This window comes from Bacillus sp. K7 (assembly GCF_053903245.1).
Map to the genome: position 1 here is coordinate 2,277,621 of NZ_CP096406.1, position 16,326 is coordinate 2,293,946.

General features: G+C 47.9%; 14 protein-coding genes. 1 reads left to right on the plus strand and 13 read right to left on the minus strand.

All coding sequences use genetic code 11. The features are described from left to right. From bfmBAA to M1D98_RS11640, 6 genes are all read right to left on the minus strand, one after another. Positions 1 to 993, minus strand: a complete 993-nt coding sequence (bfmBAA, locus tag M1D98_RS11615) for a 3-methyl-2-oxobutanoate dehydrogenase subunit alpha (RefSeq protein WP_010328314.1) — start codon at positions 991 to 993, stop codon at positions 1 to 3. Between the two features lie 21 nt (positions 994 to 1,014). Further along, complete coding sequence (gene lpdA / locus M1D98_RS11620; RefSeq protein ID WP_268524194.1) at positions 1,015 to 2,439, minus strand: dihydrolipoyl dehydrogenase; 1,425 nt, start codon at positions 2,437 to 2,439, stop codon at positions 1,015 to 1,017. A gap of 20 nt (positions 2,440 to 2,459) precedes the next feature. Further along, positions 2,460 to 3,551, minus strand: coding sequence for a butyrate kinase (buk, locus tag M1D98_RS11625; protein ID WP_268539327.1), 1,092 nt, complete (start codon positions 3,549 to 3,551; stop codon positions 2,460 to 2,462). Positions 3,552 to 3,569: 18 nt separating this feature from the next. Continuing rightward, positions 3,570 to 4,664, minus strand: a complete 1,095-nt coding sequence (gene bcd, locus M1D98_RS11630) for a branched-chain amino acid dehydrogenase (RefSeq protein WP_121642862.1) — start codon at positions 4,662 to 4,664, stop codon at positions 3,570 to 3,572. 11 nt (positions 4,665 to 4,675) lie between these two features. After that, positions 4,676 to 5,575: a phosphate butyryltransferase gene (gene yqiS, locus M1D98_RS11635; RefSeq protein WP_121642863.1), complete on the minus strand. Its 900-nt coding sequence runs from the start codon at positions 5,573 to 5,575 to the stop codon at positions 4,676 to 4,678. Positions 5,576 to 5,699: 124 nt separating this feature from the next. Beyond that, complete coding sequence (locus M1D98_RS11640; RefSeq protein WP_268559209.1) at positions 5,700 to 7,778, minus strand: sigma 54-interacting transcriptional regulator; 2,079 nt, start codon at positions 7,776 to 7,778, stop codon at positions 5,700 to 5,702. Positions 7,779 to 7,929: 151 nt separating this feature from the next. Here M1D98_RS11640 and M1D98_RS11645 point away from each other — a divergent pair, with 151 nt between their 5' ends. Further along, the gene (locus tag M1D98_RS11645) at positions 7,930 to 8,163 is read left to right on the plus strand and encodes a DUF2627 domain-containing protein (protein ID WP_010328308.1); all 234 of its coding nucleotides are present in this window, start codon (positions 7,930 to 7,932) and stop codon (positions 8,161 to 8,163) included. A gap of 247 nt (positions 8,164 to 8,410) precedes the next feature. Here M1D98_RS11645 and prpB read toward each other — a convergent pair whose 3' ends face one another. The 7 genes from prpB to M1D98_RS11680 all read right to left on the minus strand — a co-directional run bounded on the left by prpB (position 8,411) and on the right by M1D98_RS11680 (position 16,017). Continuing rightward, complete coding sequence (gene prpB, locus M1D98_RS11650; RefSeq protein WP_435576545.1) at positions 8,411 to 9,316, minus strand: methylisocitrate lyase; 906 nt, start codon at positions 9,314 to 9,316, stop codon at positions 8,411 to 8,413. 15 nt (positions 9,317 to 9,331) lie between these two features. After that, positions 9,332 to 10,750, minus strand: a complete 1,419-nt coding sequence (locus tag M1D98_RS11655) for a bifunctional 2-methylcitrate dehydratase/aconitate hydratase (RefSeq protein WP_435576544.1) — start codon at positions 10,748 to 10,750, stop codon at positions 9,332 to 9,334. Positions 10,751 to 10,771: 21 nt separating this feature from the next. Beyond that, positions 10,772 to 11,890 carry a citrate synthase gene (gene mmgD, locus M1D98_RS11660; RefSeq protein ID WP_435576543.1) on the minus strand — a complete coding sequence of 373 codons (1,119 nt, stop codon included), beginning with the start codon at positions 11,888 to 11,890 and terminating at the stop codon, positions 10,772 to 10,774. Between the two features lie 32 nt (positions 11,891 to 11,922). After that, entirely contained in the window at positions 11,923 to 13,062 is a 1,140-nt protein-coding gene (locus M1D98_RS11665) for an acyl-CoA dehydrogenase (RefSeq protein WP_435576542.1), read from the minus strand. 27 nt (positions 13,063 to 13,089) lie between these two features. After that, on the minus strand, positions 13,090 to 13,950 hold the full coding sequence (locus tag M1D98_RS11670; protein WP_121642868.1) for a 3-hydroxybutyryl-CoA dehydrogenase: 861 nt from the start codon (positions 13,948 to 13,950) through the stop codon (positions 13,090 to 13,092). A 25-nt stretch (positions 13,951 to 13,975) separates the two neighbouring features. Beyond that, positions 13,976 to 15,157, minus strand: coding sequence for an acetyl-CoA C-acetyltransferase (locus M1D98_RS11675; protein ID WP_121642869.1), 1,182 nt, complete (start codon positions 15,155 to 15,157; stop codon positions 13,976 to 13,978). A gap of 128 nt (positions 15,158 to 15,285) precedes the next feature. After that, positions 15,286 to 16,017 carry a glycerophosphodiester phosphodiesterase gene (locus tag M1D98_RS11680; RefSeq protein ID WP_121642870.1) on the minus strand — a complete coding sequence of 244 codons (732 nt, stop codon included), beginning with the start codon at positions 16,015 to 16,017 and terminating at the stop codon, positions 15,286 to 15,288. Positions 16,018 to 16,326 lie beyond the last annotated feature (309 nt).

Genomic DNA, 16,326 nt, shown 5'->3' on the forward strand with positions numbered 1-16,326 from the left:
CTACTTCGCATACACATAATCAAGCGCTGACTCAGGAGCTGCATAAGGGGCATTCTCCGCTTCATCTGTCGCTTCGTTTATGATTGCCATCATTTCATCCAGCATGGTTTGTTCTGTCTCATCAGACAGCAGGCCTGTTTCCTTTAAGTAAGCTTGATATGTGAGCAGGGGATCACTTTTTTTCGCTTCCTCTACTTCTTCACGGCCTCTGTAGCTGCTGTCATCGTCATCACTGGAGTGAGGTGTAAGGCGGTAAGAAATGGTTTCAATTAATGTCGGGCCTTCTCCTCTGCGCGCCCGTTCGCGTGCTTCTTTGACCGCTTGATAAACTTCAAGCGGATCATTTCCATTTACGGTCACACCAGGCATTCCGTAACCTACGGCACGGTCGGAAATGTTCTCACATGCGACCTGCTTATCGTAAGGCACAGAAATGGCGTATTTGTTGTTCTCACACATAAAAATAACCGGCAGCTTATGGACAGCGGCAAAGTTTGCCCCTTCATGGAAATCGCCTTGGTTTGAAGAGCCTTCACCGAATGTGACAAAGGCCGCGACATCCTTTTTCTCCATACGCCCCGCCAGCGCAATGCCGACCGCGTGCGGCACTTGCGTTGTGACAGGAGATGACCCTGTTACGATCCGGTTTTCCTTTTGGCCGAAATGCCCCGGCATTTGGCGGCCTCCTGAGTTTGGATCTGCTGCTTTGGCAAACCCGGACATCATTAAGTCCTTTGCTGTCATGCCAAACGCCAGTACGACCCCCATGTCCCTGTAGTACGGCAGAACATAATCCATTTCACGGTCAAGAGCAAAAGCCGCTCCTACCTGTGCTGCTTCCTGTCCCTGACAAGAAATCACGAACGGGATTTTGCCAGAACGGTTTAACAGCCACATTCTTTCGTCGATTTTTCTTGCTAACAGCATGGTTCTATACATATCAACGGCTTCCTGATCAGTCAGCCCTAGTGCTTGATGTCGGTTTGTACTCATTCAAGCCCCTCCTTTATGCTTTTAAAAATGAATAGCTTTACCATCTGTGGCAAGCGCCGCTTCTCCAATTGCTTCAGAAAGCGTCGGATGCGGATGAATCGTTTGTCCGACCTCCCACGGCGTTGCGTCCAGTACTTTGGCAAGACCTGCTTCTGAAATCATGTCGGTGACATGCGGGCCGATCATATGCACGCCGAGAATATCATCCGTGTCACGATCCGCCACGATTTTGACAAATCCGTCGCTTTCTCCATATACAAGCGCTTTTCCGATTGCCATAAATGGGAACTTGCCGATTTTGACATTGTGCCCATTCGCCTTTGCCTCATCTTCTGTTAAGCCGACACTGGCAGCTTCAGGGCTTGAGTAGATGCACTTCGGTACAAGCGTCGGATCAAGCGGGTGCGGGTTGAGACCTGCAAAATGCTCAACGGCAATGATTCCTTCATGTGAGGCAACATGAGCTAACTGAAGGCCGCCGATGACGTCTCCGATTGCATAAATATGAGATTCCTTCGTTTGGCAGCTTTCATTGACTGAAATGACGCCGTTTTCAGTGACGATATCGGTGTTTTCAATGCCGATGCCTTCGATATTTGCCTGTCTGCCGATAGAAACAAGCATTTTTTCAGCAGAGTAAGTAACGGTTTCTCCGTCTTTTTCTGCTTGTATGCTGATGTCATCTGACGTTTTTGTCATTGTCTCAGGCAGCACTTTTGCCCCTGTCACGAACTGAATGCCTTTTTTCTTAAGAAGACTTTCCATTTCTGCTGAAATGTCTTGATCCTCAGTCGGCAATATGCGGTCCGCGTATTCAATAACCGTTACCTTCACGCCAAAATCATGAAGCATAGACGCCCATTCGATACCGATCACGCCTCCGCCGACGATGATGATCGATTTTGGCAGTTTCTCCATTTGAAGCGCCTCATCCGAAGTCAATACAGACTCACCGTCCGCTTCAAGCCCTGGCAGCATTCTCGGTCTTGATCCTGTTGCAATGATGACTTGCTTGGGAATCAGCATGTCGTTTTCTTCGCCATTTCCCCGTTCAACAGAAATTGTTCCTGGCAGCGGGGAGAAAATGGACGGTCCGAGGATACGGCCATAACCGTTGAATACGTCAATTTTTCCTTTTTTCATTAAATGATTCACACCGGCTGCAAGCTTATCAACAACCGCTTGCTTTCGCTGTTGCACTTTTTCAAAGTTGAGGGACACGCCAGCCGTTTCCACTCCGAATTGATCGGCTTCACGAGCTGTCCGGTACACCTCTGCGCTTCTCAGCAGCGCTTTACTCGGGATACAGCCTTTATGCAAACATGTTCCCCCGAGTTTTTCCTTTTCCACAACGGCTGTCTTTAAGCCGAGCTGAGCGGCTCTGATCGCCGCGACATAACCGCCGGTACCGCCGCCCAAAATGACTACGTCATACTCAGTTGCCATGATGACTCACTCCTGTCTGTCTATTCAATACGATATTGTTTGGATGGCTCTTCGCCCAGCAATACCCTGAGCGCCCCTTGGGCCAGTGACTGCAGCTCATTTTCTCCCGGATAGACTAAAACGTCTGAAATCCAATCTATGTATGATCTGATACTGGAAACAAAGCTTTTGCCGTACGCCAAGCCGCCCGTCAGCACAATCGCTTCAACTTCGCCTTTTAATGCCGCGGCGGCTGCCCCGATTTCCTTCGCTACCTGATACGCCATGGCATCAAAAATGAAGCGGGCTTTTTCATCGCCCCCCTGAATCATCTGTTCCACTTTTACTGCGTCATTTGTACCAAGATATCCCAAAAGCCCGCCGGTGCCTACCAGTTTTTTCATGATTTCTTCTTTTGTATACTGACCTGAATAACATAAATCGACGAGGTCTCCCGCAGGCACTGTTCCTGCACGTTCAGGGCTGAATGGCCCCTCTCCGTGAAGGCCGTTATTGACATCTACCACTCGCCCGCGGTCATGGACGCCAATTGTAATCCCGCCGCCCATATGGGTGACAATCATTTTCATGTTCTCATAGCGTTTGCCGAGAGAGGCTGCCGCTTTACGGGCGACAGCTTTTTGATTTAACGCATGAAAAATACTTTTCCGTTCAATCTCAGGCATGCCTGAGATTTTGGCAAGCACTGACATTTCATCTACAACAACAGGATCAACGATATATGAAGGGATATTCAGGCCGTCAGCGATTTCCCGCGCGATAATGCCGCCGAGATTCGAAGCATGCTGGCCGGCGTAGCCGCTTTTCAAGTCCTCAATCATGTCATCATTCACTTCATATGTTCCGCCTTCAATCGGCCGGAGAAGACCGCCTCTGGCGCAAACTGCATCAAACTTTGATATGTTGATCCCCTGTTCATGGAGCGTTTCAAGAATCTGTTTTTTGCGAAATTCATACTGATCAATAATATGGTCAAATCGCTGCAGCTCTTCTATGTTGTGTCTCAATGTTTTTTCAAAAATGCCTCGTTCGTTATGAAAAACACCGATTTTCGTTGAAGTTGAGCCTGGATTAATGGTGAGAATGCGTTTTTCATCATGTAACACTTTCATAACCTCCAGATCAATGTCTTAACGTCTGCTTAATACACTGTGACCGTTTTGCAAAAACTGGCTTCTTGAGCGGCGCATGCGTTCAATCCGTTCCTCTGCCAAGCGGTCAGCCGCCAAATACGTCGGAATGCCGTCGCGCTGAGAAATCTCAAGTACACGCTCAATATTGCCGTAAATGCCTTCAACTTTCTTCAATGCTCGTTCTGCATTATAGCCGTAAAGCTCATCTGCCACATTGATCACGCCGCCCGCGTTAATGACATAATCCGGCGCGTAAACGATGCCCATTTCGTGAATTTGATCGCCATGGCGCGTTTCTTTTAATTGGTTATTAGCCGCACCAGCGATAACTTTTGCCTTCAGCTGTTTAATGGTGCCATCGTTAATTGTCGCACCGAGTGCACACGGCGCATAAATATCACAGTCTTGTGAATAAATCTCTTCCGGATCAACCGCACGGGCGCCAAAATCTGCAACTGCGCGCTGTACGGATTGTTTATTGATATCCGTCACGATTAAGTTTGCTCCTTCTTCATGAAGGTGACGGCATAAGTTATAGGCTACGTTCCCTACACCCTGTACAGCGATGGTTTTGCCTTCAAGAGAGTCGGTTCCGAAAGCAGCTTTAGCTGCGGCTTTCATCCCTCTGTACACCCCGTAAGCCGTAACGGGGGATGGATTTCCTGAAGATCCGAAAGCAGGAGAAATTCCTGTGACATAGTCTGTTTCATCATGAATGATGTCCATATCCTCAACCGTTGTACCTACATCTTCAGCTGTAATGTATCTGCCGTTCAGCCCTTGAATATAGCGGCCAAACGCGCGGAACATTTCTTCATTTTTGTCTTTGCGCGGATCACCGATAATCACTGTTTTTCCGCCGCCCAGGTTTAAGCCTGCCGCCGCATTTTTATACGTCATGCCTCTTGCCAGTCTGAGCGCGTCTTCAATCGCCGCTTCTTCATTTTCATATGTCCACATTCTCGTTCCGCCAAGCGCCGGACCAAGCGTTGTATCATGAATCGCGATAATCGCTTTTAAGCCGGATTGTTCATCTTGGCAGAATACCAATTGTTCGTAATCGTATTTCTCCATATATTTAAAAAGTTCCATGTTCGTTCCTCCTAATGTGTGTATTCTTCAGATGCGCATATCGCCAGCGCAATGGAATACAGTTTATTTTCAGCGGAGTCCGCTCTGCTCGTTAAGGCAATCGGCGCTTTTGCTCCTGTAATGACAGCCGCCACGCTGGCCTTCGCAAAATAAATCAGTGATTTATACAAAATATTTCCAGCCTCAATTGTTGGGACGAGAAGGATATCAGCGCTGCCCGCTACGTCTCCTGAAATCTTTTTCTGGGCCGCGGCAATTTGCGACACTGCATTATCCAAAGCGAATGGCCCATCAACAATACAGCCTTTGATCTGGCCTCTTTTGCACATTTGAGCAAGAGCAGCTGCATTCACTGTCGCTTCCATTTTCGGGTTCACCGTTTCGACCGCTGCCAGAGCAGCTGCTTTTGGCATATTGTTCCCTATTGCACGGGCTACATGAACCGCATTTTGCAGGATCTGCCGAAGCTCTTCCAGTGTTGGAGCGATGTTCATTGCCGAATCTGTCACAAACATCAGCCTGTCAAAGTCCGGTATATCAAACACAGCGACGTGAGAAAGGATGTTGGATGACCGAAGCCCCTCCTGTCTGTTCAGTACCGCTTTAAGCAAAACAGAAGTCGGCACATCCCCTTTCATTAACACATCCGCTGTTTTGTGATGCACAGCACGAACCGCTAATTTTGCCGATTCCTCAGGCGTATCGGCATGAACGATCTCTATTTGACGCCCTTGCATAGACGATGTCAAATCGTTTAGTTTTTTGCTGTCGCCCACTAACAAAAAACGGGCAGATAGGTGCTCGGCTGCCAGCTTTACAGCCCTGATCACTTCCTCATCCTCAGCGTGAGCAACCGCAATGGTCTTGTTTTTGTACATCGACGCTTTTTCGATCAAATGTTTCAGCTTCATCTGTTACCACCCTTCTTGTTTCGACTCCGCCTTTTATTATGCAAGTTCCATGCCAGCTCTTCGCCATGCTGTCATAACGGATGCTTTGAAAAATTCGTGCAGATGTTTGCGTTTATTCTGCAAATTATTGCATGCCCTCATTTGCAAGGCCGTATTTATCCATTTTGTAATATAAATTCCGTATGCTGACTCCGAGGGCTTTCGCTGTTTTTGTCCGGTTATAATGATGTTTTTCGAGCGTTTGCTGAATCAAATGCGCTTCAAATTTTTCTACTGCAACAGACAGCTTCTCACCTTCAATATCCGGAAAATCAAAACTTGCACCCTGTTCTGGGTCCTTTTCTTTTTGTTCAACTTCAAATGTAGGCAAGTGATCTTTTTCGATCCATTCCATATGCGGATTCAGAAAAATCATGGCTCGTCCAAGGACATTTTCAAGCTCGCGGACATTCCCCGGCCAATGGTAAGCGGATAAGGCACGCAAGGCTTGCTGCGAGAGCCCCTTTACATTCCTGCCGTAATCGCGGTTAATCTTTTGGATGAGCCTGACGCTGAGTGCCTCAATGTCTTCCAAGCGCTGCCGCAAAGGCGGAATGGAGATGGGGTAGCGGTTGATGCGGTAATACAGATCTTCGCGGAATGCACCATCCGCCATCGCCTTTTCGATATTTACATTTGTCGCCGCAATCACTCTGACATTGACAGGGACCGCTTTCGTGCCGCCCACTCTGACGATTTCCTTCTCTTGAAGGACACGGAGCAGTTTCGCCTGCATATTTTGTGTCAGCTCGCCGATTTCATCTAAAAAAATACTGCCGTTATTCGCTTCTTCGAATAACCCCTTTTTTCCGCCGCGTTTCGCTCCTGAAAACGCACCATCCTCATAGCCGAACAATTCTGATTCGAGCAGGTTTTCAGAAAGGGCTGCACAATTCACACGAATAAATTTATTGTATTTCCGGTCGCTTTCATTATGGATGGCATGGGCAAACAGTTCTTTTCCTGTTCCGGATTCCCCGCGCAGCAAAATGGTCGCCGGCGTTTTCGCCCCGAGCTTCGCCTGCTCAAGCGCAACCAGCATTTGCTCGCTTTTGCCGATAATGTCATCAAACGTGTATTTCGCCTCAAGCGTGCGGATGATTTGTCTGGCGCGGTTCAGCTCGGCTGTCAGCATTTTAATTTCGGACACGTCATGAATCACACCGACGCTGCCTTTCAAAATCCCGTCTACAATCACAGGCGCTACATTGACGATGACCTCTTTTTCGTTCGGACCGACCTTCATCCTGACACCGCGCACAGGGCGTCTCGTTTCAAGCACCTTTAAATGCATGCTTTCACCTTCAGAAATGTCAGTGTTGGCAGGCTTGCCGATGACTTCTTTTTCGGAAAGCCCCGTCATTTTCGTATACGCTTTATTGATCAAGAGGCCGATGCCATTTTCATCAACAACAGAAATCGCCTCATCGGAGGATTGAATAATCGCCTCCAGCATCGTACGGACCTGCTTTAAATTTGTCACTTCCTCTGCCAGTTCGACCGCGTCGGTAATGTCTTTAAATACACAAAGCGCCCCGAGCAAACGTCCGCCTTCATCAATAATCGGCAGCCTCGTCGTTACAATTTGCAAATGATCTCCCAAAAGCTGCGTTTGATTGTATTCAGGCACTCTTGTTTTTAAAATCCGCGGCATCTTCGTGCTCGGAATCACTTCTTTTATCGGACGCCCGATGACTTCCTTACGTCTTTTCCCGACCATTTTTTCAGCCATATGGTTAAAGAGAATGATTTCTTCATTGATATCAATAAAAATCATCCCGTCATGAGTGGAATTAAAAATTCGGTCGTGTTTGTATGTTTGCTCTTTCAGCATTTGAATCAGGTGCTGCTTTTCTTCCATCAGCTGAAAAACGATGTACGCCATTTTTCCCGGCATGACAATGGTCTCTTTATGCTTTTCCTTAAGGAGTTCGTCCAACACGGCTTGATTGCCGGTCGTATGAATAACGATATCCGGTTTTTGTTGTATGTAAGGTTTCCAATCAGATGAAACGGCGATCCCATACTGTTCTGCTTCTTTCAATCCCGGTGCCTCTGGGTTTTTGTCAACTACGGCAACGATCTCTATGATGGCTGTTTTAATCAAAATATGTAATAACGCCGTTCCCCTTTTGCCGGCACCTACAATCAGTACCTTTTGCATCCCGCTACCCCTTTGTATGAAAAATTTTGCACACCTATTTATTCCGTTGCAATAATTTGCACAACCCTATGTTACCACGTTTTCTTCTCTTGACAAAATATTTTTCCCGCTGGACAATAAAGAAAATGAAAGATAAAGGGGTTTTCTGAGGATGAGCCGACTTCTTGCGCTTTTGATATTAGTCACCCCCGGCGCCATTTCCGCCCTAGGCATTAAACTGATGAGGGATACACTTTTCGGCCACACTGTAAAGCCTTTTGCAGTTCTTTGGCTCCAAGGCTTGTCAGGATTCATCTTTTTTGCATTTGGCCTTTTTGTGCTGGCCGGGTTCGTTTTATACAGAGACAGAAAACGCAATCAAGTCAGCCCGCGATTCAGAAAATGATAGCTGCAAAAAAAGCCGGAGAACACCCGGCTTTCAGATTGTTGACAAAGTCATAAAACGGTTTTCGTTTTATGACTTTGTCATCTTTTCAGCGTGATTGAAAACCCTTGAAGTCTAGGAAGGGCGAGCATTGGAGCACAGCGAATGTAGCAATTCGTGAGCACCAACGCGCAGGCCTGACAACGAATTAGCGAGGGTTTGTCGACACGCTGAAAACCGGAGAACACTCCGGCTTTTTTGATCGAAACTATTCGTCAGGCAAAACGGTCTTGGCAATCGTTTTATCTAATGCTTCATAGTCATAATAGGAAATCGTATAATACAGTTCTTTTCGTGTCTGCATATGATGAAGCCCTTCTTTTTGTGAGCCGCGTTCCTTTATCAAATCAAACATCCGCTCATAAGCTTTTGCCGCCGCTCGTAGCGATGTGACAGGGTAAATCACCATGCCAAACCCCATATCTTCGAATTCATCGGCGTGATAATACGGCGTTTTCCCAAACTCGGTCATATTCGCAAGGAGCGGAACAGAGATGCGCTCAGCAAACTGACGGAATTCGCTCTCCTCCTGAAGCGCTTCCGGAAAAATTGCATCCGCTCCGGCCTCCATGTAAGCCTCTGACCGTTTTATTGCGGCATCTAGCCCTTCCTGCGCCCTGGCATCAGTACGGGCAACAACGACAAGGGCGGGTGCCGCTTGTTTGATCGCTTTTATTTTTTGCGCCATTTCCTTTATCGGAACAAGCTGTTTGCCATTTAAATGACCGCATTTTTTCGGAAGCTGCTGGTCTTCGATTTGAACGGCGGCTACCCTGGCTTCAAGCATCTCGCGGGCGGTTCGGGCGGCATTTAACACACCGCCAAATCCCGTATCGATATCCACAAGCAGAGGCAGGTCAGCTGCACGCACAAGATCTTTGGCCCGTTCAGCCATCTCTGCCGATGTGATAAGCCCTAAATCAGGCAGCCCCCTGCTGGCTGTATATGCAGCACCGGACAAATAAATAGCGGAAAACCCAGCCTCTTTCGCAAGCAAAGCGGCCATTCCGTCATGAGCGCCGGGAATTTGCAGAATGTCCGGCGCTGACATCAGCTTGTTGAAACGCCCGGCAAGCTCTTCTTGTGACGATTGCTTATTGACGATCCACGACATGACGCAAACCTCCTTTTACATGCAGAACATATCTACAAATTCATTTACGCGCATTGTTTGCAATGTCTCATAGCTGGCACAGCGCCCATAGATGTGTTTGTACTGTTTCTCAGAGAAATGGGATTTGAGATTGGCAGAAAACTTTTCTAAAAGCTTCGGAACTGCTTCGTCTCTTCGAAAACGATGGCCGAGCGGAAATTTACATTCCACCATTTCTGTGCTTGTTCCGTCTTTAAAATATACTTGAACGGCATTTGAGATGGAGCGCTTGTCGGGTTTTAGGTAATCCTCGGTATATGTTTTATGTTCAGTCACTTCCATTTTGTCCCGCAGTTTATCTATTCTCGGATCGCTCGCTGTTTCAGCTTCATAATGCTGCGCGGTGATATCACCAAAAAGCAAACCGATCGCTGTGATGTATTGGAGGCAGTGATCGCGATCCGCCGGATTGTGAAGCGGGCCCTTCTTATCAATGATTCGGATAGCGGATTCGTGCGTTCTGATGACAACACGGTCAATGTCATCAATCCGGCCTTTTATCTGAGGATGAAGTATGACAGCGCACTCTGCGGCTGTCTGGGCGTGAAATTCCGCAGGATAAGACACTTTAAATAACACGTTTTCCATGACGTAAGCGTCGAGCGGACGAGCGAGTTTGATCTCTTGTTTATTGAATAAAACGTCTTGGAATCCCCATCCCGGTGCGCTCAAAGCTGTCGGATAGCCCATTTCCCCTTTTAACGCCATCAGCGCCAAATGAACACCTCGGCTCGTTGCATCTCCTGCAGCCCACGATTTGCGCGAACCGGTATTCGGTGAATGCCGGTATGTCCTCAAGGCTGCATTGTCAATCCATGCATTCGAAAGCGCATTTTTGATTTCTTTTCTTCCGCCGCCCAAAAGCTTTGCTGCAACAGCAGCTGTCGCGACTTTGACAAACAGCACATGATCAAGCCCAACTCGGTTTAAGCTGTTTTCTAATGCAAGCACGCCTTGAATTTCGTGTGCTTTGATCATCATTTCAAGTACGTCACGTACCGTTAAAGGCTCTTTTCCTTCAGACAATCTTACTCTCGATACATAATCGGCTACGGCAAGGATTCCTCCCAAATTATCGGACGGATGCCCCCACTCCGCCGCCAGCCATGTATCGTTGTAATCAAGCCAGCGGATCATACAGCCGATATTAAACGATGCTCTCACCGGATCGAGCACATATGACGTTCCCGGCACTTTGCTTCCATTCGGCACAATTGTTCCGGGAACAATCGGGCCGAGCAGCTTTGTGCATTCAGGATACCGGAGCGCCAAAATTCCGCAGCCAAGCGTATCCAGCAGCACATGTCCCGCTGTTGTGTACGCCTCAGAGCTCGTAATCTCTTTCTCTAGCACATAGTCTGTAATTTCTTCAATGACATGATCCGTTTTCAGCATTCTATCAGTTCCTTTCATGAATTAAGATTCAGCCTGATGCCGCGGGCCCAAATAACTGACACGCGGACGGAAGAGACGGTTATTGGCATGCTGCTCGATCACGTGAGCGCATAAACCGGACGTTCTCGCACTGAAAAAGACAGGCGTATACAAAGGTATTGGTATGCCAAGCATCCAATACACCGGGGCAGCATAGTAATCCAAATTCGGGTAAAGCCCTTTTTCCTTCTCCATCAGCCGCTCGCCTGCTTCACACATCTCATATAAACGATCGTCACCAGCTTTATCGCATAATTGCTGAAGCGCCTCTTTCATCATGAGTGCTCTCGGGTCCATTTTTTTCATATACACCCGGTGGCCGAAGCCCATGATTTTTTCTTTTCTTTTCAATTTTGTTTGCAGAAGCTTCTCAAAATCGGCCGGTGTTTCCGCCTGCAAAAGCATATGCATCACGGCTTCGTTTGCTCCGCCGTGAAGATTTCCTTTCAGGGAGGCGACAGCTCCTGTTAAGGCGCCATAAAGATCTGAATGTGTAGAAGCGATGACTCTCGCGGCAAAGGTTGAATTCGGCATCTCATGTTCACTGTACAGGACGAGGGACCGGTCAAAAATTCGTTCTTCCAGTGAGGACGGCATTTTCCCTGTCATCATGTAGAGGAAATTCGCACTGTAGGATAAGGTTTGAAGCGGGAGAATCGGCTCTTTCTTATTGATGATCCTGTAGCTGGCAGCAGTGAGGGCAGGCATTTTCCCGAGAAGCTGATAGGCGCGTTCTTTGTTCGCAGAAAGAGACCGATCATCTATTTGCCGGTCATATCCGGATAGAGCAGACAGTCCGGTTCGCAGGCTATCCATCGGATGAGTATGCTTAGGGAGCAGCTCAAGCAGACGGAAATGATTTGCCGGCAGGTTGGATGCGCTGTTTATGTTTTTTTTCAGTGTTTCCATTTCATTTTCTTCCGGCAGCCTGCCCTCCAGCAATAAATGAACAAGCTCCAAATAGCTTTTAGTTTTAGAAAGAACGATTAAATCATAGCCTCGTATCAAAATCTGGCTGGACCGCGTGTCAAGATAAGAAATTTGAGTTTCCGCCGCGATCACACCGTCCAAACCCGGAGAATAATCTTGTTTCTCCTCCATATCTTCAACCTCCGTTTTGCGTTTTTTGTCTATCAATTTCCGCCAAGAAGATACTTGGAAATAATCAGTCTTTGAATCTCGTTTGTCCCTTCATAGATTTGCGTCACCTTTGCATCGCGAAGCAGCCGCTCGACCGGGTAATCCTTCATATAACCGTATCCCCCGTAAATTTGCACGGCGTCTAACGCCGCCTTCACCGCGGTATCCGAAGCAAACTGTTTAGCCATAGACGCTTCTTTTCCGCAGGCCAAGCCGCGGTGATGAAGGTCTGCCGCGCGGTAGACAAGATGCCTTGCCGCCTCTGCCCTTGTCGCCATGTCAGCCAGCTTAAATGATATGCCTTGATTGGCGGCGATCGGCCTTCCAAATTGCATTCTCTGTTTCGCGTAACTAACCGCATGCTCAAGAGCCGCCTCTGCAATCCCAAGCGCCTGTGCCGCAATACCGATCCGGCCGACATTTAAATTTGCCATGGCAATGTGAAAGCCATCCCCCTCTTTGCCAAGCAAATTTTCTTCCGGCACTTCCGCATGATCAAACATCAGTTCCGTAGTATTCGATCCATAGAGCCCTAGCTTTCTTTCTTTTTTTCCAACGGTAAAACCGGGTGTGTTTTTTTCAACCATAAAAGCTGAAATCCCGTGCCTGCCTTGATCTGGAGCTGTTAATGCAAAAGTGATATAGATATCGGCGGCTCCGCCATTCGTAATGAAGATTTTCGATCCATTTAATAGGTATTTGCCATTCTTTTTGTTGGCTGTCGTGCGGAGGCTTCCGGCATCCGACCCTGAGTGAGGCTCCGTCAGTGCAAATGCGCCCAAATGTTCTCCTGAAGCGAGCTTCGGTATATATTTCATCTTCTGTTCTTCGTTGCCGAAGGACAGAATCGGATTTGTGCCGACCGAGGTATGCACGGAAAGAATGACACCGACAGCCGCACTGATTTTAGAAATCTCATGAATCGCCAAAATATAAGAAATAACATCCGCCCCAGCGCCGCCGTATCGTTCAGGCACCGGTATGCCCATCAGGCCGTGTTCACCCATTTTTTTGATCAGTTGAAACGGAAATTCGTCTGTTTCCTCCATGATTTTCGCAGCGGGCGCAATTTCTTTGCGGGCAAAATCACGCACCATTTTTCGCATCATGACCTGCTCTTGCGTTTCATGCAACTCGGCCACCCCCGGATGAAATGAGCTTTAGGAACTCTCCTCATATTGATAAAAGCCGCGTCCGCTCTTTTTGCCAAGCCATCCCGCTTTGACATATTTGCGGAGCAGCGGACAAGGACGGTATTTGGAATCGCCAAGGCCGGAATAAAGAACTTCCATAATTGATAAACACGTATCAAGCCCGATAAAATCCGCTAATGCAAGCGGGCCCATCGGATGATTCATGCCTAGCTTCATCACCTCGTCTATCGCCTCCGGCTTCGCCACCCCCTCATACACGCAATAAATGGCTTCATTAATCATTGGAAGAAGCACGCGGTTGGATACAAAACCCGGAAAATCATTGACTTCTACCGGTGTTTTCCCCATCTTTTCTGCTAATCCCATCACTTCTGAGGCGGTTTCTGCCGACGTAGCCAATCCGCGAATCACTTCAACCAGCTTCATCACAGGGACGGGATTCATAAAATGCATGCCAATGACTCGTTCAGGCCGGTTTGTCACAGCAGCGATTTCTGTAATAGGCAAGGAAGATGTATTGCTGGCCAAAATCGCATGAGGCGGGCATATGTGATCAAGTCTCTTAAACAGCTCGGTTTTCGCGGCCATGTTTTCAGCGATAGCCTCAATGACAATGTCCGTATGCTTTGCCTCCTCAAGCGTTCGAGAGAGCGAAATGCGGCTGAAAACATCCTTCACTTCCGCTTCGGTCTTTCTCCCTTTCTCAGCATCTCGGGCCAGCTGTTTTTTCAACCGCTTCAATCCTGTCTCCGCAGCCTCCGGGTTCACATCGTATATCCGCACATAAAAGCCTGCGTCGGCAGCTGTTTGAGCGATCCCGCTTCCCATCTGTCCCGCACCGGCCACCATGATATGTTTCATCTCCATTTAAATCCCCTTTTTCGTCATTGTTTTAATGAACCTGCACTAATACGGCGTCTCCCTGAGCGGCACCGCTGCAAATGGCGGCAACTCCCAGCCCCCCTCTCCGGCGCTTTAATTCATAAACAAGCGTCATGAGAATTCTCGCACCGCTTGCGCCGATCGGGTGGCCGAGCGCGATCGCACCGCCGTTCACATTGACTTTTTCAAGATCGAAACCGACGATTTTTTCACATGTCAAAACAACAGAAGCAAACGCTTCATTTACTTCAAACAAGTCAATATCTTGGACGGTTAAACCGTTCTTTTTCAAGAGCTTATTGATCGCAAACCCGGGTGCTGCGGCTAGCTCATGCGCTTGCATTCCCATTGTCGAAAAACCAATAATAGTAGCCAGCGGCCGGGCGCCAAGCTCTGCAGCTTTTTCCTCAGACATCAGCACAAACGCGCCGGCTCCGTCATTGACCCCGGGCGCATTGCCGGCTGTGATGGAACCGTCATTTGTATAAATCGGAGAAAGTGCTGCAAGCTGATCCAGGCTCGCGTCACGGCGAATCGCTTCATCTTGGTCAACAACGCCTGTTTTTCCTTTTCTGTTGGTCCAGCTGACGGGAACGATTTCATCATGGAACTTTCCTTTATCAGCTGCCTTAGCGGCCTGCGCATGACTTCTTAACGCCCATTCATCCTGCTCCTCTCGTGAGATTCTATATTCCTTGGCAGCTGTATTTCCGTGAACAGCCATGTGCACCTTGTCAAACGCGCATGTTAACCCGTCATAAACCATTAAGTCCCTAAGCTCGCCATCACCCATCCGCGCTCCCCAGCGCCCGGCGGGAACGGCATACGGAATATTGCTCATGCTTTCCATTCCCCCGGCAACAAGAATATCCGCATCTTGCGCCCGAATCATTTGATCACATAAGGTGACAGCGCGCAGTCCGGATGCGCAGACTTTATTTAGCGTTTCTGACGGCACACTCCAAGGCATTCCAGCCAGACGGGCAGCTTGGCGGGAAGGAATCTGCCCTGAGCCGGCTTGGACAACCATGCCCATCACAGTTCCTTCCACCTCATCTCCAGATACTCCAGCGCGATGTAACGCCTCCTTCATCGCAATGCCCCCAAGCTCAGCTGCCTTTACTTCTTTTAATGCCCCGCCGAACTTGCCAAATGGTGTTCTTGCGGCACTTACAATGACTGTTTTCCTCATGGTTTCACCTCATTCAGAAGATAGACAGCGCTTACAATTTCTAGTTGTCTTCTATGAATGTATGCTTTGTAACGATCTTGAATGAATGAAAAAAAGAAGACTGCGCCAACAGCCTCCTTCTATAACAACTATTTATCTTTTAGCAATGCCAAAGCCTTTGCAGGAAAATCGGTGAAAATGCCGTCTGCCCCCGCATCAAAGAGACGCTTCATATCTTCCGGCCGATTGACTGTATATGGCCTTACCTTGATCGAACTGTTCCTCATTTTCTTCACTACTTCATCCGCCGCCCCCGGGCTGTTCAGCTTCGGGTGATAGCCGGAAGCTGGTATCGATTTGATATAATGGTCAGCCTGATAAAGCACATCTGAAGTCAACACCGCCCGTTCAATATGGGGAGCGAGCCGTCCGCATAGCGCCAAGCTTTCATGGTTAAATGTGGACAGGATCACTCTTTCCTCTATTTTGAATCGCTTCACTGACTCCAGCAACTTTTCTTCCATGCCTTCATAGCGGATCACACTGTTTTTTAATTCAATATTGATGAGAAACTCCTTTTTTTTCGCATACTCGAGAACGTGTTCAAGCAGCGGCACTTTGACATCACTGTATGCTCGATCGCGGCCGGCAGCCGCATTCGCAGCCTTTAGCACATCATACGTTGTATCCTTCACGAATCCTTTGAGCGATGTCGTCCGATCCAGTCTTTCATCATGGATCACAACAATACGCCCATCTTTTGTGAGCTGCACATCAAGCTCAATTCCATCCGCACCGGCTTCCATTCCTTTTTCAAATGCAAGCATTGTATTTTCGGGAAATTGACCAGATGCCCCCCGATGGGCAAAAATCTTTGTCATCGTTCCACCTCAACCCTTAAAGTTTCCTGTTTTCTCCATTATACAGTTTGTAGCGCTACCACTCTAGGATGAAGACCCATCTCATCAACCTCATCGAAAATGCTTCTGCGGCCTTTTGCCAATATTACGCGAAAAATCAGCATGCATGTTTTTTAAAGAAAACAGTCGTGTCTATGAGGAAGTGTCTATATAAAAAACACATTAAACATGTGAAGAATGAGAGGTGCGAATCGTTTGACGGGTGAGTGGCGAGGCGTAATCTTCTTAAGTGATGTTCATTTTACAGACAGAAGTTACAGCCAAAAAAAT

What these genes read in the sequence shown, in the direction of transcription:
- bfmBAA (WP_010328314.1), bottom strand. Translation starts at nt 993, where the DNA reads ATGAGTACAAACCGACATCAAGCACTAGGGCTGACTGATCAGGAAGCC.
- lpdA (WP_268524194.1), bottom strand. Translation starts at nt 2,439, where the DNA reads ATGGCAACTGAGTATGACGTAGTCATTTTGGGCGGCGGTACCGGCGGT.
- buk (WP_268539327.1), bottom strand. Translation starts at nt 3,551, where the DNA reads ATGAAAGTGTTACATGATGAAAAACGCATTCTCACCATTAATCCAGGC.
- bcd (WP_121642862.1), bottom strand. Translation starts at nt 4,664, where the DNA reads ATGGAACTTTTTAAATATATGGAGAAATACGATTACGAACAATTGGTA.
- yqiS (WP_121642863.1), bottom strand. Translation starts at nt 5,575, where the DNA reads ATGAAGCTGAAACATTTGATCGAAAAAGCGTCGATGTACAAAAACAAG.
- M1D98_RS11640 (WP_268559209.1), bottom strand. Translation starts at nt 7,778, where the DNA reads ATGCAAAAGGTACTGATTGTAGGTGCCGGCAAAAGGGGAACGGCGTTA.
- M1D98_RS11645 (WP_010328308.1), top strand. Translation starts at nt 7,930, where the DNA reads ATGAGCCGACTTCTTGCGCTTTTGATATTAGTCACCCCCGGCGCCATT.
- prpB (WP_435576545.1), bottom strand. Translation starts at nt 9,316, where the DNA reads ATGTCGTGGATCGTCAATAAGCAATCGTCACAAGAAGAGCTTGCCGGG.
- M1D98_RS11655 (WP_435576544.1), bottom strand. Translation starts at nt 10,750, where the DNA reads ATGCTGAAAACGGATCATGTCATTGAAGAAATTACAGACTATGTGCTA.
- mmgD (WP_435576543.1), bottom strand. Translation starts at nt 11,890, where the DNA reads ATGGAGGAGAAACAAGATTATTCTCCGGGTTTGGACGGTGTGATCGCG.
- M1D98_RS11670 (WP_121642868.1), bottom strand. Translation starts at nt 13,950, where the DNA reads ATGGAGATGAAACATATCATGGTGGCCGGTGCGGGACAGATGGGAAGC.
- M1D98_RS11675 (WP_121642869.1), bottom strand. Translation starts at nt 15,157, where the DNA reads ATGAGGAAAACAGTCATTGTAAGTGCCGCAAGAACACCATTTGGCAAG.
- M1D98_RS11680 (WP_121642870.1), bottom strand. Translation starts at nt 16,017, where the DNA reads ATGACAAAGATTTTTGCCCATCGGGGGGCATCTGGTCAATTTCCCGAA.